General features: G+C 36.1%; 27 protein-coding genes, 2 tRNA genes and 1 rRNA gene (1 of these 30 only partly in view). 16 read left to right on the forward strand and 14 right to left on the reverse strand.

Annotation, left to right across the window (positions count from 1 at the left end; all coding sequences use genetic code 11):
- The 8 genes from QPL79_RS03575 to QPL79_RS03610 all read left to right on the forward strand — a co-directional run.
- Positions 1–1,341 (forward strand): 23S ribosomal RNA (locus tag QPL79_RS03575); it begins 1,741 nt to the left of the window's first position.
- A 111-nt stretch (positions 1,342–1,452) separates the two neighbouring features.
- A complete protein-coding gene (locus QPL79_RS03580) occupies positions 1,453–1,740 on the forward strand; it encodes a hypothetical protein (protein ID WP_285273423.1) in 288 nt (95 codons plus the stop codon).
- A gap of 2 nt (positions 1,741–1,742) precedes the next feature.
- A complete protein-coding gene (locus tag QPL79_RS03585; RefSeq protein WP_285273424.1) occupies positions 1,743–3,629 on the forward strand; it encodes an arginine--tRNA ligase in 1,887 nt (628 codons plus the stop codon).
- A gap of 22 nt (positions 3,630–3,651) precedes the next feature.
- The gene (locus tag QPL79_RS03590; protein ID WP_285273425.1) at positions 3,652–3,879 is read left to right on the forward strand and encodes a hypothetical protein; all 228 of its coding nucleotides are present in this window, start codon (positions 3,652–3,654) and stop codon (positions 3,877–3,879) included.
- Positions 3,880–3,995: 116 nt separating this feature from the next.
- Entirely contained in the window at positions 3,996–4,304 is a 309-nt protein-coding gene (locus QPL79_RS03595; protein ID WP_350309076.1) for a DNA-directed RNA polymerase subunit M, read from the forward strand.
- Positions 4,305–4,330: 26 nt separating this feature from the next.
- Positions 4,331–5,206 (forward strand): hypothetical protein, encoded by an 876-nt coding sequence (locus QPL79_RS03600; protein ID WP_285273427.1) that lies wholly within the window; start codon positions 4,331–4,333, stop codon positions 5,204–5,206.
- Positions 5,207–5,265: 59 nt separating this feature from the next.
- Positions 5,266–5,341, forward strand: a tRNA-Asn gene (locus QPL79_RS03605).
- 73 nt (positions 5,342–5,414) lie between these two features.
- A complete protein-coding gene (locus QPL79_RS03610) occupies positions 5,415–6,035 on the forward strand; it encodes a UbiX family flavin prenyltransferase (RefSeq protein WP_285273428.1) in 621 nt (206 codons plus the stop codon).
- Here QPL79_RS03610 and QPL79_RS03615 read toward each other — a convergent pair.
- From QPL79_RS03615 to glyS, 6 genes are all read right to left on the reverse strand, one after another.
- Positions 5,977–6,459, reverse strand: a complete 483-nt coding sequence (locus QPL79_RS03615; RefSeq protein ID WP_285273429.1) for a hypothetical protein — start codon at positions 6,457–6,459, stop codon at positions 5,977–5,979. The two genes, QPL79_RS03610 and QPL79_RS03615, sit on opposite strands and share 59 nt — an antisense overlap.
- 48 nt (positions 6,460–6,507) lie before the next feature.
- On the reverse strand, positions 6,508–7,077 hold the full coding sequence (endA, locus tag QPL79_RS03620; RefSeq protein ID WP_285273430.1) for a tRNA-intron lyase: 570 nt from the start codon (positions 7,075–7,077) through the stop codon (positions 6,508–6,510).
- The gene (locus QPL79_RS03625; RefSeq protein WP_285273431.1) at positions 7,050–7,712 is read right to left on the reverse strand and encodes a hypothetical protein; all 663 of its coding nucleotides are present in this window, start codon (positions 7,710–7,712) and stop codon (positions 7,050–7,052) included. The genes endA and QPL79_RS03625 overlap by 28 nt, the downstream gene beginning before the upstream one ends.
- Positions 7,713–7,778: 66 nt before the next feature.
- Complete coding sequence (locus QPL79_RS03630) at positions 7,779–8,201, reverse strand: hypothetical protein (RefSeq protein WP_285273432.1); 423 nt, start codon at positions 8,199–8,201, stop codon at positions 7,779–7,781.
- Positions 8,202–8,221: 20 nt separating this feature from the next.
- Positions 8,222–8,599, reverse strand: coding sequence for a hypothetical protein (locus QPL79_RS03635; protein WP_285273433.1), 378 nt, complete (start codon positions 8,597–8,599; stop codon positions 8,222–8,224).
- A 68-nt stretch (positions 8,600–8,667) separates the two neighbouring features.
- Positions 8,668–10,440, reverse strand: coding sequence for a glycine--tRNA ligase (gene glyS, locus QPL79_RS03640; RefSeq protein ID WP_285273434.1), 1,773 nt, complete (start codon positions 10,438–10,440; stop codon positions 8,668–8,670).
- A gap of 90 nt (positions 10,441–10,530) precedes the next feature.
- Here glyS and speB point away from each other — a divergent pair, with 90 nt between their 5' ends.
- Positions 10,531–11,457 (forward strand): agmatinase, encoded by a 927-nt coding sequence (gene speB / locus QPL79_RS03645; protein WP_285273435.1) that lies wholly within the window; start codon positions 10,531–10,533, stop codon positions 11,455–11,457.
- On the opposite strand, the gene QPL79_RS03650 is transcribed toward speB, so the two are convergent.
- Positions 11,452–11,527 (reverse strand) — tRNA-Gln (locus QPL79_RS03650). The two genes, speB and QPL79_RS03650, sit on opposite strands and share 6 nt — an antisense overlap.
- A gap of 156 nt (positions 11,528–11,683) precedes the next feature.
- Here QPL79_RS03650 and QPL79_RS03655 point away from each other — a divergent pair.
- Entirely contained in the window at positions 11,684–12,637 is a 954-nt protein-coding gene (locus QPL79_RS03655) for a transcription initiation factor IIB (protein ID WP_285273436.1), read from the forward strand.
- Positions 12,638–12,818: 181 nt separating this feature from the next.
- On the opposite strand, the gene QPL79_RS03660 is transcribed toward QPL79_RS03655, so the two are convergent.
- Complete coding sequence (locus tag QPL79_RS03660; protein ID WP_285273437.1) at positions 12,819–12,965, reverse strand: DNA-directed RNA polymerase subunit P; 147 nt, start codon at positions 12,963–12,965, stop codon at positions 12,819–12,821.
- 87 nt (positions 12,966–13,052) lie between these two features.
- Between QPL79_RS03660 and yciH the strand changes: the two genes are divergently transcribed.
- Positions 13,053–13,367, forward strand: a complete 315-nt coding sequence (gene yciH / locus QPL79_RS03665; RefSeq protein ID WP_285273438.1) for a stress response translation initiation inhibitor YciH — start codon at positions 13,053–13,055, stop codon at positions 13,365–13,367.
- A 111-nt stretch (positions 13,368–13,478) separates the two neighbouring features.
- Here yciH and QPL79_RS03670 read toward each other — a convergent pair whose 3' ends face one another.
- Both QPL79_RS03670 and QPL79_RS03675 read right to left on the reverse strand, forming a co-directional pair.
- Positions 13,479–14,372, reverse strand: coding sequence for an ATP-grasp domain-containing protein (locus QPL79_RS03670; RefSeq protein WP_285273439.1), 894 nt, complete (start codon positions 14,370–14,372; stop codon positions 13,479–13,481).
- Between the two features lie 25 nt (positions 14,373–14,397).
- Positions 14,398–15,012: a DUF1614 domain-containing protein gene (locus QPL79_RS03675; RefSeq protein WP_285273440.1), complete on the reverse strand. Its 615-nt coding sequence runs from the start codon at positions 15,010–15,012 to the stop codon at positions 14,398–14,400.
- Positions 15,013–15,088: 76 nt separating this feature from the next.
- On the opposite strand from QPL79_RS03675, the gene QPL79_RS03680 reads away from it, so the two are divergent.
- Positions 15,089–15,901, forward strand: coding sequence for a hypothetical protein (locus tag QPL79_RS03680; RefSeq protein WP_285273441.1), 813 nt, complete (start codon positions 15,089–15,091; stop codon positions 15,899–15,901).
- On the opposite strand, the gene QPL79_RS03685 is transcribed toward QPL79_RS03680, so the two are convergent.
- A complete protein-coding gene (locus QPL79_RS03685) occupies positions 15,891–16,592 on the reverse strand; it encodes a metallophosphoesterase family protein (protein WP_285273442.1) in 702 nt (233 codons plus the stop codon). The two genes, QPL79_RS03680 and QPL79_RS03685, sit on opposite strands and share 11 nt — an antisense overlap.
- A 91-nt stretch (positions 16,593–16,683) precedes the next feature.
- Between QPL79_RS03685 and QPL79_RS03690 the strand changes: the two genes are divergently transcribed.
- Both QPL79_RS03690 and QPL79_RS03695 read left to right on the forward strand, forming a co-directional pair.
- Positions 16,684–16,908, forward strand: coding sequence for a hypothetical protein (locus QPL79_RS03690; protein WP_285273443.1), 225 nt, complete (start codon positions 16,684–16,686; stop codon positions 16,906–16,908).
- A gap of 9 nt (positions 16,909–16,917) precedes the next feature.
- A complete protein-coding gene (locus tag QPL79_RS03695; RefSeq protein WP_285273444.1) occupies positions 16,918–17,274 on the forward strand; it encodes a hypothetical protein in 357 nt (118 codons plus the stop codon).
- A gap of 325 nt (positions 17,275–17,599) precedes the next feature.
- Here QPL79_RS03695 and QPL79_RS03700 read toward each other — a convergent pair whose 3' ends face one another.
- The gene (locus QPL79_RS03700; RefSeq protein WP_285273445.1) at positions 17,600–17,905 is read right to left on the reverse strand and encodes a hypothetical protein; all 306 of its coding nucleotides are present in this window, start codon (positions 17,903–17,905) and stop codon (positions 17,600–17,602) included.
- Between the two features lie 587 nt (positions 17,906–18,492).
- Between QPL79_RS03700 and QPL79_RS03705 the strand changes: the two genes are divergently transcribed.
- Complete coding sequence (locus QPL79_RS03705) at positions 18,493–19,569, forward strand: hypothetical protein (protein ID WP_285273446.1); 1,077 nt, start codon at positions 18,493–18,495, stop codon at positions 19,567–19,569.
- Here the strand turns inward: QPL79_RS03705 and QPL79_RS03710 are convergent.
- Together QPL79_RS03710 and QPL79_RS03715 are read right to left on the reverse strand one after the other, a co-directional pair.
- Positions 19,566–20,414 carry a spermine/spermidine synthase domain-containing protein gene (locus QPL79_RS03710; protein WP_285273738.1) on the reverse strand — a complete coding sequence of 283 codons (849 nt, stop codon included), beginning with the start codon at positions 20,412–20,414 and terminating at the stop codon, positions 19,566–19,568. The genes QPL79_RS03705 and QPL79_RS03710 overlap by 4 nt on opposite strands.
- A 341-nt stretch (positions 20,415–20,755) precedes the next feature.
- Positions 20,756–21,436: a metal-dependent transcriptional regulator gene (locus QPL79_RS03715; RefSeq protein ID WP_285273447.1), complete on the reverse strand. Its 681-nt coding sequence runs from the start codon at positions 21,434–21,436 to the stop codon at positions 20,756–20,758.
- 219 nt (positions 21,437–21,655) lie between these two features.
- Here QPL79_RS03715 and QPL79_RS03720 point away from each other — a divergent pair, with 219 nt between their 5' ends.
- Complete coding sequence (locus tag QPL79_RS03720; RefSeq protein ID WP_285273448.1) at positions 21,656–22,012, forward strand: hypothetical protein; 357 nt, start codon at positions 21,656–21,658, stop codon at positions 22,010–22,012.
- Positions 22,013–22,253 lie beyond the last annotated feature (241 nt).

The following is a 22,253-nucleotide window of genomic DNA, read 5'->3' on the forward strand; positions in this document are numbered from 1 at the left end:
CCCTGGGGCCCATGAAAAGGGGACAGGGAACGATCCCCCGCGTCCGTACCGAGAACCGACACAGGTGCTCCTGGGTGAGGAGCCCAAGGCGTGCGGGGTCTAACCCGGGCTAGGGAACTCGGCCAAGTTAGCCCCGTAACTTCGGGAGAAGGGGTGCCTGCGGTTCTAGGGTAAACCCCTGGAACCGCAGGTCGCAGTGACTAGGGGGTCCTGACTGTTTAATAAAAACATAGGTCCCCGCTAGCCCGAAAGGGTGTGTACGGGGGCCGAATCCTGGCCACTGGCGGTCCGTGAAACCGGGGTTCAACCCGGCGAAGCGCCGCTGAAGGCCGGGGGTAACTCTGACCCTCTTAAGGTAGCCAAATGCCTTGCCGGGTAAGTTCCGGCGCGCATGAAGGGATCAACGAGGGCCCCACTGTCCCAGCCCGGGTCCCCGTGAAGCCCACGGAGCCGGTGCACAGGCCGGCATCCCCCCGTAGGGAGAGAAGACCTCGTGGAGCTTTACCGCAGCCCGGTGTATGCCCCCGGCCCTCGCTGCATAGCGTAGGCGGGACCCTGTGAAAACGGGCCTCCGGGTCCGTTGGAGGGGCCAATGAAACACCGCCCAGTGAGGGCCGGGGGCATTACCCTGGGGTTATCCCAGGGGACAGCACCGGGTGGGCGGTTCGGCTGGGGCGGCACGCCCGCGAAAAGGTAACACGGGCGCCCAAAGGCCAGCTCAGGCGGGTCAGAACTCCGCCGTAGAGTGCAAGGGCAAAAGCTGGCCTGACCCGGCTCTTGACAGTAAGGGGCCGGGCCGGGAAACCGCGGCCTAGCGAACGCTCGTGCCCCCTTGGTGGGGGCCGGGCATGACAGAAAAGTTACCCCGAGGATAACAGGGTCGTCGCGGGCGAGAGCCCACATCGACCCCGCGGTTTGCTACATCGACGTCGGCTCTTCCCATCCTGGGGGTGCAGCAGCCCCCAAGGGTGGGGCTGCCCGCCCATTAAAGGGGAACGTGAGCTGGGTTTAGACCGTCGTGAGACAGGTCGGACTCTACCCACGGGGGGTGCGGGCCGCCTGAGGGGAAGGTGACCTCAGTACGAGAGGAACGGGTCGCCGCGGCCTCTGGTGTAGCGGCCGTTCGGCAGAGCGTATGCCGCGTAGCTACGCCGTGGGGGGTAACCGCTGAAAGCATCTAAGCGGGAACCCCTCCCCGAAAAGAGGCGGCCGTTCCCAGGCCTTTGGCCTGGGAGGAGGGCTCCCGTAGAAGACGGGGTTGATGGGGCGGGGGTGTATGCCCCGAGAGGCTTATGCCTCGAGGGGTGTAGCCCACCGCTCCCAATCGCCCAACGCTGGGCCTGGGGTGGGGCTGGGTATAAGCGGGTTTGCACAGCGCTCATCAGGATTATTGCTTCGTTAAACCTTATTTTCTGTGGAGGTTCATAGTAGATGAGGCTAGGTGAGAGGCCTATGTCTGTTGATCAGCAATCTAGTGAGAAGCAAAAAGATGCTAAAAAAGCTTGGATTCAGAAGATGATTAGAAGTGCTAAGCTTCATCACAAGCTCTGTCCTTTTTATGATAGAAAGAAGAGGCTTTGTTTTCTTAAGCTTGGTGAGCGATGCCCATTTGATGGAAGATTTGAGAACTGTTCAATATTCATAGGATTTCTGGATAGGAGATACGATGAAATTGTTTCTGCTGGAAAGCCTCTTCCAATAGATTTTGAGGATCCTTTAGTTCAGTTTGGGGTTTCATAACTATGTGTAAAAACCCTTTAGAAGATATTAGAATGTGTATAGCCACTGCATTGAATGCTTCGCTAGATGGTGTTAGAAAAGGGTTTGAGATTCCCAGGGAGGAGTTTGGTGATATAGCAATTATTTTGACTAAGGCTATGATTGAGAAAAACAGTGTTTTCTTAAACAATTTAAAAAGTTGTGAGCTTGTTGCGCAAGCTGATTTGAGGGGGATATACCTAAACATATTTCTCGATAGAGAAAGGTTTGCTAGAAAAACCCTAGAGTATGTTACTAGCTATGATGACTATGGTGTTTGTAGAGAGGAGAAAGAAAAGAACATAGTTGTTGAATATGTTTCTGCAAACCCCATACACCCACTACACATAGGTGCAGCAAGAAACGCTGCATTAGGTAGCTTCATAATCAAGATACTTAAGGCATTTGGAAACAACACACAAGCAAGGTTCTACATAAACGATGCTGGAAGACAAGTGGCAACAGTTGCTCTAGGATTTAAGCTGCTTAAAAACCATGAAAAACCAGCTAATGTGAAGCCAGATCACTGGGTTGGGCTCATATACGCAATCACAAATACTGTAGCTGAGATTCAAAAAATAAAGAAGAGTCTTGAAAAAGCAGATGAAGAAAATATGAAAAAGCTAAGAGAGGAACTAGATGAGCTCATGGCTGATGCGGCAAAGCTTTGGAGAATAGCTCCAGATGCATTCAATGAAATATCTGAGGGGTTAAAGAACATAGATTTTGAGGAGGAGATATCAAAAATAATGAGAAGCTATGAAGAGAAGGAGCCAAGCACAGTAGCTTTGGTGAGAAGAATCATAAACATGTGTTTAAATGGCTTCATGGAAACACTCAAAAGATTTGGTGTAGAGATAGATGTTTGGGATTGGGAAAGCGACCTTATTTGGAGTGGTGAAGTAGAGAAAATACTAAGCGAGTTAAGAAGAAAGGCAACAACATACAAAGGCACGCTAGCAGTAGACTTTAGAAGCATAGATACAGAGGAAGTGAGGGAAAGGCTGGGAATAGAAAAAGAGCTGGAGATACCACCACTAGTAATTCAGAGAAGCAATGGAACAACACTTTACACAATAAGAGATATTGCATATACACTGAAAAAGTTTAGAGAATTCAACGCTGATAAGGTAATAAACGTAATTGCATCAGAACAAAAGCTTCCACAAGCACAGCTAAGACTAGCACTATACATGCTTGGCTATACAAAAGAAGCTGAAAACCTAATGCACTATAGCTATGAGATTGTGAATGTTGAAGGAATGAAGATGAGTTCTAGAAGAGGAAGAATAGTAACACTAGATGAGATAATTGACGAAGCAAAGAAAAGGGTTTTAATGGAGTTAGAAAAAAGAGGTGGAGGCACAGAAGAAGTAGCGGAGAAAATAGGTGTAGCAGCAATAAAATTCTACCTCCTATCTGTTTCACCCTCAAGGCCAGTTAAATTCTCTTGGGATGCTGTTTTAAACTTTGAGAGAAATTCTGCTCCTTACCTACTATACACATATGCTAGAACAGAAGGAATATTTAGAAAGGCGAAGGAACTGGGGCTAGAGCTTAACTGGGCCAAGCTTCTTCAAGCAATAGATAAAAGATTTGTTGAAAACAATAGAAGGTGGAGACTAGTAAAACTAGTTGCGCTATTTCCAGACACTGTCTATAAAAGCTATAGGGAGTTGGACCCCTCACCATTAGCAATATACACACTAAGACTTGCTGACGAGTTTAATGCGTGGTATGATGAAGAGCCCATAGTGCTAGAAAAAGATGAGAAGTTGAGATCATCAAAAATTTTGCTTGTACATGCAGTAAACAAGGTGTTGAAGAAATCTCTTCAACTTCTTGGCATAGAACCTCTAGAGAAAATGTGAAATAGCAGGAATGTGGCAAGCCATGGAGGAATGCAAAAAAGTGTTAAAAATATATGACTTAGAAGGATATGCAATTGCAGGGCTTATCACAAGTGCTGAATATATATCATGTGGAAAGGGAAAATCAAAAATAGTTGCAAAACTTGCAAACAATGAAACTGTCTGCAGTGAATGTATGGAAAACAAATTTATTGAGTTAAGTAAAAAAGTTATTGAAATATATAAAACATTTAGGTTATTGGAAAAATGATGAGTGGTATTACCACAGAGCAAAAAAGCGATGAAGAAGGCACTAGACCCTGAATTCTCTCATTAACAACTATAAGTTTATAAACCTTCAAAGATAGAAAGCTAGAAGCTAATTAAATTTGTAAGGTGATTAAAACGCAGTTTTGCCCTAGATGCGGAGGTTTAATGAAACCTATAAAAAAAGAGGATGGCTCAACAATTTTAAAATGCAGTAAATGTGGATATGAATTAACATCAGCTGGAGCTGGCTATACAGTAGGTGTGCAAACATCATCTAGTGATAGAGTGAAAACAACTTCGGTTATAAGTGAAGGTAAGAAGGTGGGGAGAAAGAAAGAGGAGATTGAGCAAGAAAAGGAGGAGTACTACAAAGAGTTGTTTCTTGAACTTCTTCATGAGGAGGAGTATGGCGGTGAAGAAACATAGATATTGAAAATACTATGAGAATGATTGTGGAAAATGCTGAAAAAAACTCAGATAAGATATTTGATGCATTAATAAATGATGTAGGTAAAGCAAGGAGCATTGCAATAACATATTGTGGTTCTCTTGAAGGAGTGACAAGACATCTTGAATCAATTCTAAGAATATCAAAACCAGAGATAAATGTTTTGACAATGCATGGAGACTATATGCATAACATAATATTGCCATATCTAAGTGAGTACATGGATTATGTTATACTGTTTTCACATAGTTTTTCAACAACATGTCTTCAGAGAGTATATCAATCACTAAAACTTCTAGATACAAGGCTTTCAATAATAATTTCACAACCTCTGCAAAGCCTTGAAAAATTCCTAAAAAAAGATGACAATACTGTGGTAGAAATTGATGAGAGAACATACAGATTATCAGTAATGCTTGCCAATATAAAGCTTGGTACTAGGCTTTGTGGAGGGAATAACCAGAGGATTAAGAGGATGGAGCAGGAAGTAATGCTATCTAATATATTTAATGATGTGATAAGAAAATATGGTAAGTTTATTGAAAAACCTTTAGAATTTGATTTAATTGCATCTACATACTCTTTGTTGTCTGTAGCCGAAGAGTTAGGTGATATAGGCTATATGTACACAGTTATAGATAGATTGCATAACTTTGTGAAATTTGCAAACAATATTGTATTATTTTACACAACAGCAGAAGAGCATGTAGCGAGAGAAGCTGTGTTGAATATAAAAAGATTTTCGATGCAAAGAAATATTGTTGAGGTAAAGATTAATACAGATCCACTCACAGCACCACTATATGGGCTAATCATGGCCTACTACATGCATTTGAAAAGATCTTTATATAATTCACGTGGAAGAGAAAGCATTGGTTAAATAGTGATATAAGCTTTTTAGACTCTACACGAAAAAGTATTAATTGGGTTTTGCATGGCGCCGGGGTAGCTCAGCTGGTAGAGCGCGGGGCTGTTAACCCCGTGGTCGGAGGTTCGAATCCTCCCCCCGGCGCCAATAAACGATTATATTTAAAATGATGAGGCTCGAAAGGGTTGATTTGTGATAGACTCGCGCAGGTCTGAAGGCAATGAAGATATTTCTTGGTGTTACAGGTGCTAGTGGCTGTGTAATTGCATTGAGACTTGCAGAAGTTTTGAGTAGTCTTGGTCATGAAATATATGTAGTAGTTTCGGAAAATGCGCTTGTTGTTGCAGATTATGAGTGTAGAAATAGAAGTTGGTTTCTTGAAAAAATGAAAAGCTTTTCCAAAGCTATCTACCATGAGAAGAATCTGCATGTCGATATAGCTAGTAGTAGTAACACCTTAGATGCATACATAATTGCACCTGCATCAATTAAAACTCTTGCTATGATAGTTAATGGCATAGGTGAAAACCTTATTACAAGAACAGCTTTGGTTGGAATACGAATGAAAAAAACTACACTAGCTATTGTTAGAGAGTCTCCACTTGGAGTAGTAGAGCTTACAGTTCTTCTTAAAGCAGCTAAACTAGGAATTCACATAATACCTGCTGTCATAGGCTTTTACTCATATCCTCAGAGTATTAAGGATGTTATTGACTTTGTAGTTGGTAAAGCACTTGATGCTCTGGGTATTCAGCACAACCTATATAGGAGATGGAAAGGGTTTAGAGATCCTCAATTCCAAGATCCTTGCGAATACCTCTACGGCTCAGCAAACTCTTGAGATTACCCAAGTCATCTTTCTTTTCAACTTCTTTCAAGAATTCATCCTCACTTTTCTCAGAGCCTTTTACAACAAATAGACATCTTCCATCAGGTAGTAAATATCTCATGCTACATGATGCATATTGGCATTTATATCCAATGCAGTAATCGTTTACCCAACTACACCAAGCTGTAGGTCTTCCATCAACAAGTTTTATAATCAAAGCCCTCTTACCGCATCTGAAAAGAGGACATGTTGGGGCGCATTGTGTGCCTATGGGTCTTGGAACAAGTTCTTGTCTACTCTCCCTATCTCTATATTCAACATGTTGTCGATGAATGGGTTTTTGAAATCTTTCCTCTCTCCTTGGGTTATTTTCTCTTTTTATGTTTCGTCTAGAGAAATGTCTATTATCTTCACTTTCTTCTTTCTTATTATACAAACAATTTTCACCACAGATGATGCAAAGCGTTTGGTTTCTGTGCCATATCTATATCTTAACCCATTTAAAAACTATATAGTTTACAGAACCTGTTTTCTCATCCACAATTGCTAAAACAGATCTTTTTCTAACACTATGACCTATTCTACCAAGACCCACAATATCCACAGCTCTAAGAGAGTCATTACAAGAAACAACAGTGACAACATAAGGTGCATGTTCAAGACCAGGTCCAAGCTCATACACAGTAAAATCTGAGCCAAACTTCATGCCACTTCTGACTACATATCCCTGCTCTCTCAATTGCTTAAACACCATGTATTTTCTTCTGAATTGAGGCATTATTCTCTCAGAATATTTTTCAAGATCTGTGCAAGAAATCTCAACTCCGTGAATTAATGGCTTTGCAACACCTTTTTCACAAAGATACAGAGTTTCATACATGGATAAAACAAGAGGAGCATTGTAAATAGTATTTGGATTTGGCTTTGCAACTCCCAGTGGTTTACCTATAAACATTTTGAATAGTTTCGAAGCTTTTTCAATATCTAGAACAATACCCTTCCAACCAATGATATACACATATACCTTTAGCTCTTCTTTGCTATGTGAAGACATATCAAAGCCTCATAGAGTTTAGCTATAGACTCTGTTAGTTCTATAACATTACTTGATAAAGCATATGCATGCAAAGTCTCATACAAATTATTTGCAAGACCTTCATGCACATAGCTCTCTACACTATTTAGATTTTTATATAGCATATCCAATAACTCATCTAGTTTTCCACTTTTAGAGATCTGTGCTAGGAAGTAGTTTGAGATTGTTTTAAGATATGTAGACACCATGTCAAATAGTTTTTGTATTTCAATAACAAGTTTTTCATTCTCTTTAATTTTACTTAGCATAGTGGTGTTCATAAGAATTAAGATTTTGTGAATATCTTGAAGAACTTCTCTTAAATTGTTAATTAGATTCATGTAATGAATTGAATATGAGAAAGTTGTAGAAACCTTGGCTAGGTATGTATATGAGGATAATACTGAGTCTCTGCAGTTATTGAATATGGCTATGGCCTTTTGAATTCTATTTCTAGCACTCTCAATCCTATCAGAAATAATATCATCTAGAATCTCTTTAATAGTTTCTGTAAGCTGCACAGCTTTTGTTGTGATGTTACTAAGACTTTCAACAATAGTTTCTTCAGCTAGTGAAAGCTGTGATACATCAAAGCTGAGTACATCACCACTCAAATTGCTTCACCATGGCATGATCACATCTATATTAGCTTAGATACAGTAGAGAGAATATAAGCATTATTATGTTTTTGTTTTTTGAAGAAGGAATTGTATAGATTCATTAATATTTTTTGCAAGAGTTTTTGTCATGTTAACCCTCTCTACTTCTTTCTCGATAACTATACTCAATTCAGCTAGTTCTTTCTCATATGTGTGCATTCTATTCCAAAAGTCTATTTCCTCATTTGTGCTTACTTCATATACAAAAAATGTTAGCAAGTCGAGTCTTGATAGAGAATCCTGATCCAACTTTTCCAAATCATAGTTCATCATAGATCTAAGAATGGAATCTAGCTTCATAGATAACTCCTTTAATTTCCTTACATATTTTCTAAATCTTTTAACTGATGCATCATCAAAAGGTTCAAGCCTTAGTGTTTTACTTTTTTTCAAATGTTTGCTATGTTCATGAACAACATTTTCTAGAACTGTAACGAAGTTCATTTGCTTATCCCAATTAACATTCACAAAGCCCTAATGGTGCATATGCTATTATCTGCTATGCCATTCCTTTTCATAAGATCTGGATTAACATAGACAAAACTTGAAGATGCAGCATCATCTAATCGCACTTTTAACCTAAATCTCTTCTTACCTGCCACAGTAATTTCTATAAATTCTTTAATACCCAACTCCTTTGCCAACGACGGTGATATCTTTGCTTCATCCTCATTTACACTACTATCATATAAAAGCCTCAACCTCTTTTCCCTAATTCCTTGCTTCTTTTTGGATAGTATTTCCGATGGAGGAGGCACAACAGCTAAGAGCTTCTTTAAATCAACCTTCTCCTGGCGATCTAAGTCTTCCCCAATATTGTCTTTAATATTTTCGCTACTCACTTAAAATACACCTTTTCACCATTGCTCAAATTCTGGCTTTATAAAATAAAAACCTTATCTACTTTTGCCTACAATTCTTTGCTTTCTGTCTGTGGCTCAATTATTGGATATCCCAAAGCAAAAATGTTTTCTCCTTTAAGCCCCAAGTCAATGACCTTCACAATGTCCTCTATGGGTACACGAATTTGCTTTCTGCTATCTCTGTCTCTAATTGTGACACTTCTATTGCTTATGGAGTCATAGTCCACGGTAATAACATATGGTATTCCAATTTCATCTGCTTGCGCATATTTCTTTCCTATAGAGCTTCCCTCTAAGTATTGAACGTAGTAGAACTTCTTGAGTGTATTGAATATTTCTTGCGCAATTCTTTCAAGTGGTTCTCTATCAACAAGTGTTGCTATACCAACTTTTATTGGTGCTAATTGCTTTGGCACTCTAAACACAATTCTGTTACCATCTTCACTATATGCATATTCTAAAACAACATACAAAAGTCTTTCAGCACCAAAGGAAGGCTCAGCTACATGGGGAATAAACTTTTCTATCCATATATTTTCCTCAACTGTTTCAATTCTTAGAATATTCTTCGGAATTTCTACACCTCCAACGTTAACAAAATCTTCTTTGGATTCTTCAACAAGTTTTGCAAGGTCTTCACTACTCATGGTTGATAATGCTTTGAAAATAAGTGGTGCTTTAGAGCCAAACATGTTAATAATAGCATTTTTATCATATTTAACAATTTTTTTCTTAAGCATCTTAGGGGATTTTAACTGTTTAACAGCATACAAATCTGCTTTACTAAATGCTATGTGTCTTTCAAGGTCATAAGTATGTCGATAGGCATGGCCAGAAACCTCCAGCTTTCCTAACTTCTCTACAATAACAATCTGATCAAAGGTTTGCTTAGAGTAGTGAGCTCTTTCACTTGGCAGCTTCTCTTCGAAATACATTTTTTCATCAGGTACACCAAGAGCATTAACAAATTTTTTCGATATACACATCCAGTAAGCAAGCCATGGACTCAACACAATTTTTTCATTAAAAGCCTCTACAACATTTACTGAAATAGGTCTATTCTCTCCCCTGCTTCTAAGCTCAGCTGTCAAAACATTTATTCTCTCATCTGAACATCTTTCATAAAGCACTTCACACTGTGGATTTGTATCGTCGTAGAAAAACTCTATCTCCATTATAGTAAACTCTCTTAACCTTATAGGGCCTTGTCTAGGAGATATCTCATTCCTAGCAACTTTCCCTATTTGGGCTATTCCAATAGGTAACCTTCTTCTCATTAACTCATATACACGCTTAAAGTTTATGAACATGCCTTGTGCAGCTTCTGGTCTTAAATATGCTAAGTTGCTTACAGAATAAGGCCCTATATATGTTTGGAAAAGCAGTAAGAATTTGTGAACATTTCCAAGAACACCACCACAAATAGGGCATCTAATATTGTTTTCCTTTATTAGTTTATCAAGCTCTTCAGCACTCAAACCCTCTGCAGAAATCCCCAAACGCTCCTCAACCAAATGATCAGCTCTGTAAATTCTGTGACACTGTAAACACTCTACAGCATAGTCTGTGAAATTTTCTTCATGACCACTAGCTTTTAACACTATTGATGGTGTGATAATAGGTGTTTCAATTTCAACAACAAAATCCTGATGCTGCTTAACGAAGTAATTACGCCATAGCTCAACAATATTATTCTTGAGCAGCACCCCTAATGGCCCAAGATCATAAAACCCTGCCTGCCCCCCATAAATTTCAAATGACTGCCACAATATCCCTTTTCGAATAGCAAAATCAATAACCTTGTCATATTTTGATGACATTACATATCCCTACATTGCTATGGTCTACAAAACTTCTTCAGTTTAAAAACTTAAGTGATACTAGAATTAAAAATCCTATAGGTGAATCCATTGAAAAATATATATTTGAACAACATTACTGATGCAAGTTCTTTCCTTGGATTTAACAAATCATTTGAAGAAACACCATTCATTATCATTGGAGCTCCACTAGATATTTCAACATCATATAGAGGTGGATGTAGCAAGGCACCAAAAGCGCTAAGAGAAGCATCAAAGTCAATTGAGCTTTGCACAGCTTTTTCAAACATTGACTTAGAGCAGATAGGCTTTCATGATCTTGGAGACATAGTTATGGTGCCTGGCAATATAGCCGAATCCTTGATGCGCATTGAAAAAGTTATTCATGATGTGCTAAGCTATGGTAAAAGATTTTTTATAATTGGTGGTGAACATACAATAACACTACCATCATTCAAGGCATTTTCAAAACATTTTCAAAACCCATGTCTAATAGTTTTTGACGCTCATGCAGACTTCAGGTCAGAGTATCTGGGATCGAAATACAACCATGCAACTGTAATTAAGAGAATATCTGAGGAAGCTCAATACGAAAAGATTTTGATAATTGGAGCAAGAGCTATAAGTAAAGAAGAGATAGAGCAAAGCAAAGCTATGTCCAATAAAGTAAGTCTGATTAGAGTATTAAATGTTCTGTCTAGGGATGTAATGGAGCATATAAGAAAAGAGGTTGAGTTGTGTAAGGATCTTCCCAAGTATATTTCAATTGATATTGATTTTATAGACCCTGCATATGCGCCTGGTGTACAAACACCAGAACCATTGGGAGTGACACCAATTGACTTGTTAAACATTTTAAGCATTGTTATAGATGAAAAGGTGTTTGTCATAGATATTGTTGAGATAACACCTACTTATGACTCATCTGAAATAACAGCATTCTTAGGAGCAAAAATAATAGTGGAAATAGCAGGTTTGCTAACGAAAAAACTTGGTATAGGAAGTGGTTGTTGGTAGCCGGGCGGGGATTCGAACCCCGGTCACGGGGGCCAGAGCCCCGCATCCTTGGCCGCTAGACGACCCGGCTTCACCATTTGTTTTGCTTTTAGCATTGTTTTTAAGGGTATTTAAGTTTATCGTTAATACGCATAACAAGCTTAATTGCTATTATCGAAAGAAAAGTATTTTTTGAGGCGAAAAATTTATAAATGTTTTGCAAGAAAAGTTAAGAGGCGTTATCAAAATGGTTATAAGACCTTCTGAACCTTCTCAAGAAGATATATTATCTCAGTGTCCTAGTGGAAACATAATTTATGATGAGGTTCGGGGAGAGTGGATATGTGCAGATAGTGGCGAGGTTATAGCAGAGCATGTTATTGATAGAGGCCCTGAGTGGAGGGCTTTTACTGCTGAGGAGAGGGATAGGAGGAGCAGAACTGGTGGACCAATAAATGTAGCTCTTCATGACAGTGGTCTTTCAACTGTTATAGACTGGTATGATAGAGATGTGACTGGAAGGAAGCTTGATTTAAAGAAGAGATTGGAATTAATAAGAATGAGGAAATGGCATAGCAGAATGAGAATTCAGAGTGCCATGGATAGAAATCTTATACAAGCTCTTGACGAGCTTGATAGACTTGCTGATCAGCTAAATCTTCCCAGAACTGTTAGAGAGGAAGCTGCAATGATATATAGAAAAGCTGTTGAAAGGGAGCTTGTAAGAGGTAGAGCAATAGACAGTATGGTTGCTGCTGCACTTTATGCAGCATGCAGAATTCATGGTGTTCCAAGAACATTGGATGAGATTTCAAAATTTGCAAAAAGCACAAGAAAGGAGATTGCGCGATGTTATAGACTTCTTCTTAGAGAGTTGAATTTGAAGATACCAATTGTTGATGCTTCTGATCATGCTCAAAGAATTGCCTCAATTCTAGGACTAAGCGGAATGACAGTGAAAACAGCTATCGAAATTATTCAAAAAGCTAGAGAAAGAGGTGTTACAGCTGGTAGAGACCCTGCAGGTGTAGCTGCTGCAGCAGTTTACATAGCTGCTCTTCTAAATGATGAAAGAAGAACTCAAAAAGAGGTTGCGATGGCTGCTGGTGTTACAGAGGTTACAGTAAGGAATAGATATAAAGAGCTCATAAGTGTTCTAAGTAGTGAAGAACTTAGAGGAGGTAAGAAACAATCAGAATAACAAAATAATTTTTGTTTTATAATTAATGGTTATTGAATTAATGTAGATAACTTGGGATTTTGTTCCAACACATTTTTATTTTAAACTAAAATAAATAACGGATCAGCTTTAGCTAACTAAACAAAATTTATTCTAAGAGAACAAATGGAGAATATAGTTTAGAGTATAGAACCAGTGATACTCAAAGTGCTCTAATAGTTTTTATTTCACCACTTCTAGCTTTGGCAATTACTTTATATCCACAATAAGGACATCTCACATTCATCATAACTGCAAGCTGTGATTCATCAAATTCTCTTCCGCAGCGTATACACAGATATTTGGCCATGCACAGTCACCATATGTGCTTCTAACTGTTTTTAGGAAGTAAACTTTTAAACTCTTCTGTACAAGTTGGTTATGGGCATGCAAGCAAATGAAATCAGATCTAGAGTGTATGGGATTACCACCAGAGTTGTGTACACAACTAGAAATGGAGTCACAAGTCATTAAGATAAAATTAGAGCATAGGAAAATGGGAAAAGTTGTTACAATAGTTGAAGGAATAGATGATAAAACATTAGATTTGAAAAAACTAGCCTCTTACCTAAAGACAAAGTTGGCAGCTGGAGGAACTATCAAAAATGGTAGAATAGAAATTCAAGGAGATCATAGATCAAGATTAAAGAAAATATTGACTGAAGAACTTGGCTTTAAACCAGAGAATATAGTGTTTATTGAAGAAGAGTAGAAAATGATTTTCATTTCTATAAAACAATTTTTAATACATAAGAATACATTTCTCTACATATAACTCAGTGCGAGAGCTTATCATCATCCATATCAGATGGTTTGCTTATCATCATTTTTTAGCAAGTCTCATAACATATTTAACAATGTTTTTTGCAGGATTTATGCCAGTAACTTTTTGTATTCCTCTCCACTGTGGTGAAGCATTAACCTCAAAAATAACATAGCCATTTTTCGTTTCTCCAAAGTCTATTCCTGCATAGTGAAGTTTTAAAACATCTAAAACCTTAAATGAGTATTCCTCCAATTCCTTATCAATTTTCTCTATAGGCTTTGCAACAGCTCCTTGTGCAATATTTGTCTTCCAATTTTCTGGATTTATTTGTATTCTGTAATAAGCAATAACAATTTCATCACCTACAACCAGTATTCTAATATCCCTATTTGGCTTATCAATAAATTCTTGTACATATATAGGCTGTTTTATTTGGGTGAGAGTTTTTCCTATTGTGTATGCAAGATCTGGATTGTCAACTTTTATAACACCAAAACCAAGGCTGCCTATAAGAGGTTTAATAACAGCTTTAGAAAACATTTCCACAGCCTTAATGGCTGCGTAATGATCTTCAACAACAATAGTTTTTGGAACTGGAATGCCAGCTTTGCTCAATAAGCACAAACTTAAATACTTATCTCTTGCAGTTACATAGGATTCAACAGGGTTTACAACTGGTATACCAAGCAATTCCATGTGTTTAAATAAATCCACTCTACGAAGATATGTCTCTACAGTTGTTGCCACACCTAAATCACGTAAGATTATAGCGTTTACATCGAAAGGCTTTAACGTGCTGCTAAAAACTATCTCATTTGCTCCTCCAACAAATGAGGTTATATCAGAAGGTCTTACATAAATTGCTTCACCACCAAGCTCTTCTATTGCTAGCATTATTTGCCTAACACTCCAAGGTGGAACTGGTTTATCGGCAACAACACCTATTCTCATGGGAATCATCAAAACAAGTCTTCATTTAAACAAATCTTGTGCGGCATATAAATGTTATTAGAGTTGTGCGAAATATTTCCAGCCATTGAATAGCTATAGTTGAAACATATATAGCATCATATTCACCAGCACCACCAACTATTAACACCTTTGACTTTAGCTGATCTAGAAAGTAAATACCGTGTAGCAAGTCAGAACCTATTATTATGCCAAGTTGTGTAGCTAGTGGAAGAATATAGGGATAGAATATTAGGTTTCCACATAGAATAGATGATAACATAAAATATATCAGTACATAACCAAGAACATTTACAGCAAAAAGATTTTTAGTAATTACTGTGTTTAGCGAGGACAAAGCCATTGCTAAACTTATTAAGAAAGCCATGAACATGTAATCTAGGTTATGAAAAACACTTAATGCAATAACCACAGACGTTGATAAAGGTATTAGTGCTCCTTTAAAATCAAACACTATTCCTTTATTTAATAACCTAAGACCACCTTTAAACATTTTCTGATTCGTCAAGTAAAGAACTTCAATTATAGTTGATGTGACTATAGCTATAAAGAAATTTCTCAATACTATGATGCTGTATGCAATTACTGTTACAATAAATATTGTACTATTTTTTGTAAGCAATGAAATTCACCTTTAAGCTATTTAACATAAATAAATAAATTAAGTTGTGAGACCGAATTACTTACGTGATGATAAAATGTTATCTGAAATTGTCAAAGCCTTTTTCTATGCATGTAATAGTTATCCAAAAATCTCTGCACCGCATAGGTATAGCCCATCGGATGATTTCGAAATATGTATTTTGTCTTCAATAATTCCTGCAACAACATTTCATGAAAATATCTATAGTATTGTTAATGACTTAAAATATGGAAGAAGAGGAGTAAGGGATCTAGAGATAGGTAAAACTATTGCTAAAAGCATAGCATTTATGCTAAGAGATATGGGATACAAAATCTCTATACCAATCACAACAACATCAATAATAACTACATATATAGATGCATTACTCTTTAGCAAAATAGAGAAAGAGTTTTACGAAGCAACAAAGAAAATCTTTACAGCATTGAATTTATCACCAGTTCAAGATACTGTTGAATTGTTTAGAATATTTAGCATCATGGGAGGAGAGTTTCACAGAATTATTGAATTAAGTGAACTTACTGAAAAGAGAATATTGGTAGAAGGTACTAGCCTAGGCCAATTTTTTGAATTAATATCGATGCATTATAAACACTTTAGCTTTTTCACATCAACTCAAAAGGTATTAGAAATTCTAACACTAGCTGACAAACTATTCAACGAATCACAAAACATTAACACAGCTCTTTCTAGACTCTTTATGGAGCTTGCAAAAAATGTTGTTCAAATGAAGATAGATTTGGATAAAATGGTTATTGCAGATGCTATAAGAATAGACATAGAAATGAGAAGAAAGGGCATAGATCTAACTCATTTCATGCCATATATAATGCTAGCATCATTTTACATAGTAAAAACTAAATTATGATTGTTGAAACACCCTTTTTAGCAGGTATAGAAACATTAAAAACATTAACACCATCTACAACAGCTTCAGTTACTGATGAATTATGAGCATGTCCATGAATAGCGAGATTGGGTTTCGAATCAACACTCTCTATTATTGGGTATCCTAGATATGGATAGATAGAGGGGTCTTCACCTCGAATCGTTAAGTAACTCGATGCATAATGTGTTATTAGAATAGTGTAATAGGAGTTTTGTTTACAAAATTCAATCATCTTGACAATCAATTCCAAGTTTTTAGCGTAAAAATCTTCAATTCCCTTAATATTTCTTTGCTGCCATAACGTAGGTTTTTTAAGCACTCCACGACTTCCAATAAAACAGATTTTAGAATTATTTAATTCAACAATTTTATAATTGTTATTAAGCCATATAATACGTGGATACATGCTATAATATTTTGTTTCTGTATTCATATATTCCTCATTACCAAAAACTGCGATAATTATTGGTTTTGTGTAAATATGTGGAAAGAATCTTTGTAGAATAGAAAGAACAATATTCATATGTTCAACCCTTCCCTTATCAACAACATCACCAGCCATAACAATAACATCAACATTACTAACATCAACTCTTCTTAATGAAGATATTAGCAAATTAACATATTGAGTACCATGAACATCAGCAAATGCAACAATATTAATTGGCATTATAACACCTTACTAAATTCAACTCAGCATCTCAGCTTATAAAATCTGTGTAAAGATTAGAAACAAGATATGTCAATAAGGTGTTAAAGAAATGTTAAAGCCTAGGGGATGTAATGCTTCAGGACATAGAGGATGGTATGAAGTTAAATGCGCTATATGTGCTAAGAAGCTTTATCTAGGAGATGATATTGTATATCAATGTCCTAAATGCGGACCCAAATATAATCTCTATTATTGTCAAGCAGATGCCAAGAGGCTTCATATGAAATGCTCATTTTGCGGATCAGATCTTGTACTTGTAGTTTACTCTACCTAGAGGTTTGGTATGAGCGTTAAAGAATATTTTATTGATAAACATAGAAAAGTTGTTTTTGTTAATGAAAACAACTATACAATGCTAATAGCAGATTTATATCCATGTCAAATTGAAGGTTTTGAAAATATTGATAAAGTAGTGGAAATAGATAAGATTAAAATAATCCTTAGCAAAATAATAGTGTCAAAACCTTTTGATGATGGAATGATAGAAATTCTATGTACAAATTCTGCAAAATGTTTTTCAGTAAGTTTAATACTGAGATTATCACACCTTGATCAACAAGAATTTGAAGAAATAATGAAAAAGATGAAAGATATACTTTCACAATATGAAAATTGCTTGCAGCAAAAATATTCATTTTGAATAGAAATAGGAATCTATAGATTCTCTGTTTTCTTACCAATCCCAATAGTTATCATGAGAGTCGATCCTAAGCCAATTGCAAAGAAAAATCAAATATAGAAAAGCTCTTATAATTACTTAGTAAATAACAAATGTGAGCCTACATGAATGGTAAAGTTATTGAATCATTTTTCAATTCTTTGACTATTATTTTAGAATAGAGAAAAGACTAACACTTAAACCGATTGAGCAATTAAGTAGATGAGAAGTAATCATGTAATCATAAAGAGCAATTGTGGTATGCTAATTTAAAACATTATCATTGTTAATGTGCATTTAAAGAAATTTATCTACGAATAACCTCCAAGAGTTTTCTTAGCTCTTCCTGCACCATAATCTCTATGTCTTTAGCATGAACTCTTATTAGATGAAGATACATTCCCCTCTTTGTAAATGGCCCTTTATCACATAGGTTACATCTTAAACCACTACCTCTTTTCACAAGTGCTGAAGCCATTTTCTCTACAGATTTTTCAAACATGGGCACAATCGATGGAGATACTAAGTCATCTAGGTCATATTTTTGTGTTAAAGATGCAGCCTTTCTTGCAACATACTCAACAATTTTCTTTAACGCTATTTCTTGACGCATTTAACTGCACCCCCTATTAAACTTAACTCATGCTTTACCTAATTTAAGGTGTGAGGCTGTTCGTTTTGAAAAATCAAGACACTAAAGATGCATAAATTCACAACGAATATATGGCAACTATTGATTATACAGCAGGAGATGCTAGGTATTAGAAATAGACATCAATAAATGTTCTTAAATGAGAAATTGGTGTAAATTTGTTAGCAAAAACTAAGACTATTTTACCATGATTGCTCAATCTGGTGGAACTGCCATGATTTAATAATTGTCATGAAAATATATAAGGCAATGTCATGATGTAGAAATTTAAGGTTAAATGGTAATCAAATTTGCTATTTCCCAAAGTATATTATGAAGGTAAAAAGGAAAATAAAAGAATTACTGCTATTGCTATAGCAATTTTGGTGTTCCTCTCTATATCAGTGCAAATTCCTTATTTAAAGGCGCAAAACAATCTATTGTTGGTAAATAACCACAGTATCTTATGGGCTCTTACAAATGCATCTGAGATTAGATCTCAGTTTAATGTATTTGTAATAGCATTTTCCCATAATAGTCTAAAAGCAATGTTTAGTATTAGTTCGCAGTTGGGTAGCTCCATACCAGAATCTAACATAACCATAAATATTATTGGCAGTGAAAGAATACATTACTTATTCACATCATCTATTACAAATACTATAAGAGAATACTTCGAAGGTAACATTGTAATAGATAAAAAAGACATTATTGTACAGTGGCACAAACACGAAATAACAATGCTTGGAAAATTCAACGAAACACATACCTGGATTTTGCTTAGACAACAATTAATGAATTTATTAAACAATAATTCAATTAATCCTGGTAAGGTGCTAACTGATGCTAATGGCATATACGTAGCTGAAGCTACGCAAAACAAATTTAGATCTATTTATTATCTACTCGACATCTATGTAAATAAAAGCAGATATTTGGGTAATGTACCAAATTGTGATGTAATAGATGCTTTACCGATGAGAACTGATATAAGTATGGGTATAAAGGCAAGCAAAAATGGGTATATGTACACAATTTCTATAGATGGTTCAGTTCCTAATGACATATTAAATGGATATAAAGCAATGCTATGTATGTTGCCACTGCTGACAAAGCTGCAAGATATAATAAAGTATTTGGAGGCTAATGTGACACAGGTAAGTATACATAGGTTGGGTATTGCTAACGTATTTTTGGAGTCGGTTACTCCATTCTTTTTAAATGCAATAGCAAATACTTTAGTAAGTGGCTATGTACACATATTTTCAATACCTCTCATAAGAGGTAATGTAGATATAGTCATAGTTTCTCTTTATAATTACTCATCTTCTAGAATAGCCTTGGCAATAACCAATATTAACTCTACTAAAAACATTAGATATGCAGAACTTATGTGCAATCTATCCAATTATATGATTAATCCATTTATTAATCAAAACATTTGTAAGGAGATAGGCAATGCCATCACTATTGTGAAACATCTAAATGTCTCTACACAAACTTTTACACAACCAATGCAGAACACATTACAAGGTTTGCAAAATACATTTCTAATGCTATTTATGTTAATTATAGGCATTGTGGCTGTGGAAACAGGTGTGGTTATATATATGGTATTTAAAATTTTGAAATATAAAAAAGCTTAGTAAATGCCCATTGACAACATGGCCGCAATTCTTTTACCATTAATAAACCTTGTTTCAACACCTCTTAACCTTAGTACTTTATCTACATTCTCATGATTTAGCAAAATTTTTGTGTCAAAGTTTTTAGAACCTATGATGAAATTACATGAATATCCAAAAGACGGAATCCAAACCTGATATTCAGCAACATATTTAAAAACATTTTTAGCTGCATTGGCAACATCTTCATAAACTTCTCTATAGAAGAATCTTGAACCTGCTTGTGTAGCAAAAACACCATCTTCTACTAGTATCATACTTATCTTTTCAAGAAATTGTTTTGTATATAATTCTTTTGCAATTTCGCTAGAGTAGGGATCTGTCAAATCCATTATAACGACATCGTATTGTGCACCTCTCTTAATTTCTTTTTCAACAAAATTCTTTCCATCATCAATAACAACTTTGGATCTTTTATTAAAGAAGGAGCCTTGGTGCATCTCTGGCAAATATTCCTTTGATAACTCAATCACGTCCTTATCTATATCAACCATTACAGCTTCCTCAACCATATTATGCTTAAGGACCTCTCTAAGCGTTGCCCCCTCACCTCCACCAATGATTAAAACTCTCTTTGGATTAGGATGGAGAATCATGGCTGGGTGAACAAGAGATTCATGATATATAAACTCATCAGCAACAGTGCTTTGTAAATACCCATCCAAAATTAATGCTTTTCCAAATTCCTCAACATCTGCTACTATAATTTCCTGAAAAGGCGATTTTTTAATTGCAATGAGACTTCGAACCTTTATAGCCATAACACTGTTTTTGCCAATGCCTTGAACTATGAGCGTTCCTAGCATCATTTTTAAACCCAATACACTATTTGTTAATGTAAAAATTTAAATATTACTTCATCTTAAAAAGTATATCGTAAGGAAAACAGGAAAATGATGATCATGCTAAACACTGATTAAAATACTGAAAATGTGATGTGGGGCCAAAGCGCTGATTAGGAAAGGAACCAAAGTTTAACAGTTATGCTTTATCTTAGTTTATTCATTTTTGATTGCGTATCTTACACTTTTTATTCTTCTATTTTAAGAGCCTTAGATTTACAGCTAAGATAAAATCTAAGGAGAAGGCACAGTCTCTAGAACAACTAATGGTTCATCGCTTAATGTAATATTTGAGTAACTCTTCATTAAGTACTTGTTATCTCTAAACCTCTTATCAAATTTGCTTGGTAATAAGGTAGCTTCACAGAAATGTTGTTAGGGCTTTTTACAACTATTCCTAGTGAATCTTTTTTCTCTATTGTGACTATGGTCCCTCTGCTTATATTAGCATTGATTAATGTTTTCATGAGATCGTATTGAAAAGAACATAGTATTCTTGTTATCTTTACTTTTGCATCCTTATCAAAATTTGCAAGGGGTTTATCATTTTCTATTTCTTTAATTTCATTTTCATTGTACTTTGGTAATCCAGGAATAAGATTTCCATGTGGGCATACACTTGGTTTTTTCATAAACAACCATAACCTTTCAAAAAATTCTGAAGGCATATGCTCAAGCATGTGAGCATATTCATGGGCTTTAACAAGGTCAAATCCAAGATAGTGGTAAAGAAAAGACTCAGCTATTCTATGTTTTTTAACAATATCTACAGCTATTTTTCTTCCCCTATCACTTAGTCTAACCCCCTCGTATGGAAGCCAAATCACATAGCCATTTGATTCAAGTTTTCTTAAAGTTTTGGAAACAGTTGCAGCTGTAACCCCAAGTTCTTTAGCTATATCACTTGTCTTAGCATGTCCCAGCACCTCTTCCAGTCTGTATATAGCTTTTAAATAATCTTCTAATGTTCTCAATTCTTTATTCAAGTCTCCAGCCCTTCTTCAAAATATGGTTTTATCCAGTTTATTCAATAGATATTCATTAGTATATGATTTAATATGTTTTTCTGGAACTTCGCCTTAATATTTTAATTACTTTGTTTATGCTCTTACAAGAGAATTTGATAATCTTTGCAAAAACCCTACAATTTTTAGAATATCTAGTTCTAAGTTCTTACTATAGTAGTGTATAGTAGGGCCAAGGAAATGATAAAAAGATTGTCAAAAACTATTAAAGAAGTTGATGAAAACGTAAGGAAATTTGGAACAGTGTTTTCTAAGATGCTAAGTGAAAAGCCAAAACATGGCAAAAGTAGAAAAAACTTAGAACATGATATTGCAGATATTGCTACAGTACTTGTAAACATGTTGTTAATAGGTAAAGAAAAAGCCTATAGATGCAAATACTATAATCATGAAGAAGGCATCTGCATGTTTCAATGGCACAACATTACTGTACCAACTCTCAATTATGTAAATAAAAATGGTACCCTTTACCTAAACGTTGCTAGGAATCCTGAAATATGTGCTGCTTGTCCATATTGGAGTGTTAAACAGGAATGAGTTTTACATATCTACACTTCATAAACAATTACATCCAATTTCCTCTATACATTCCATGGCGAAATCCAAAAGAATAGCCTACTAAATATGTTTCTCTGCTCCGAGGTTTAGCTTATGGTTAAAGCATTAGTTCATAACAAATTTTTGGCACTAAGTCTCCTAGCGCTCTAGAGAATACAAATTTATAAATATTTATTTTATTATAAGAGACAAGGTCTTAAGCAATAGTAATGATTTACTT

Origin of the sequence: Ignisphaera cupida, from assembly GCF_030186535.1 — an archaeon.
GTDB classification, from domain to species: Archaea; Thermoproteota; Thermoprotei_A; order Sulfolobales; family Ignisphaeraceae; genus Ignisphaera; species Ignisphaera cupida.

Coding starts and splice junctions, on each gene's coding strand:
- QPL79_RS03580 (WP_285273423.1), top strand. CDS start 1,453: ATGTCTGTTGATCAGCAATCTAGTGAGAAGCAAAAAGATGCTAAAAAA.
- QPL79_RS03585 (WP_285273424.1), top strand. CDS start 1,743: ATGTGTAAAAACCCTTTAGAAGATATTAGAATGTGTATAGCCACTGCA.
- QPL79_RS03590 (WP_285273425.1), top strand. CDS start 3,652: ATGGAGGAATGCAAAAAAGTGTTAAAAATATATGACTTAGAAGGATAT.
- QPL79_RS03610 (WP_285273428.1), top strand. CDS start 5,415: ATGAAGATATTTCTTGGTGTTACAGGTGCTAGTGGCTGTGTAATTGCA.
- endA (WP_285273430.1), bottom strand. CDS start 7,077: ATGTCTTCACATAGCAAAGAAGAGCTAAAGGTATATGTGTATATCATT.
- QPL79_RS03630 (WP_285273432.1), bottom strand. CDS start 8,201: ATGAACTTCGTTACAGTTCTAGAAAATGTTGTTCATGAACATAGCAAA.
- glyS (WP_285273434.1), bottom strand. CDS start 10,440: ATGTCATCAAAATATGACAAGGTTATTGATTTTGCTATTCGAAAAGGG.
- QPL79_RS03655 (WP_285273436.1), top strand. CDS start 11,684: ATGGTTATAAGACCTTCTGAACCTTCTCAAGAAGATATATTATCTCAG.
- QPL79_RS03660 (WP_285273437.1), bottom strand. CDS start 12,965: ATGGCCAAATATCTGTGTATACGCTGCGGAAGAGAATTTGATGAATCA.
- yciH (WP_285273438.1), top strand. CDS start 13,053: ATGAAATCAGATCTAGAGTGTATGGGATTACCACCAGAGTTGTGTACA.
- QPL79_RS03670 (WP_285273439.1), bottom strand. CDS start 14,372: ATGAGAATAGGTGTTGTTGCCGATAAACCAGTTCCACCTTGGAGTGTT.
- QPL79_RS03680 (WP_285273441.1), top strand. CDS start 15,089: ATGTTATCTGAAATTGTCAAAGCCTTTTTCTATGCATGTAATAGTTAT.
- QPL79_RS03685 (WP_285273442.1), bottom strand. CDS start 16,592: ATGCCAATTAATATTGTTGCATTTGCTGATGTTCATGGTACTCAATAT.
- QPL79_RS03690 (WP_285273443.1), top strand. CDS start 16,684: ATGTTAAAGCCTAGGGGATGTAATGCTTCAGGACATAGAGGATGGTAT.
- QPL79_RS03695 (WP_285273444.1), top strand. CDS start 16,918: ATGAGCGTTAAAGAATATTTTATTGATAAACATAGAAAAGTTGTTTTT.
- QPL79_RS03700 (WP_285273445.1), bottom strand. CDS start 17,905: ATGCGTCAAGAAATAGCGTTAAAGAAAATTGTTGAGTATGTTGCAAGA.
- QPL79_RS03710 (WP_285273738.1), bottom strand. CDS start 20,414: ATGCTAGGAACGCTCATAGTTCAAGGCATTGGCAAAAACAGTGTTATG.
- QPL79_RS03720 (WP_285273448.1), top strand. CDS start 21,656: ATGATAAAAAGATTGTCAAAAACTATTAAAGAAGTTGATGAAAACGTA.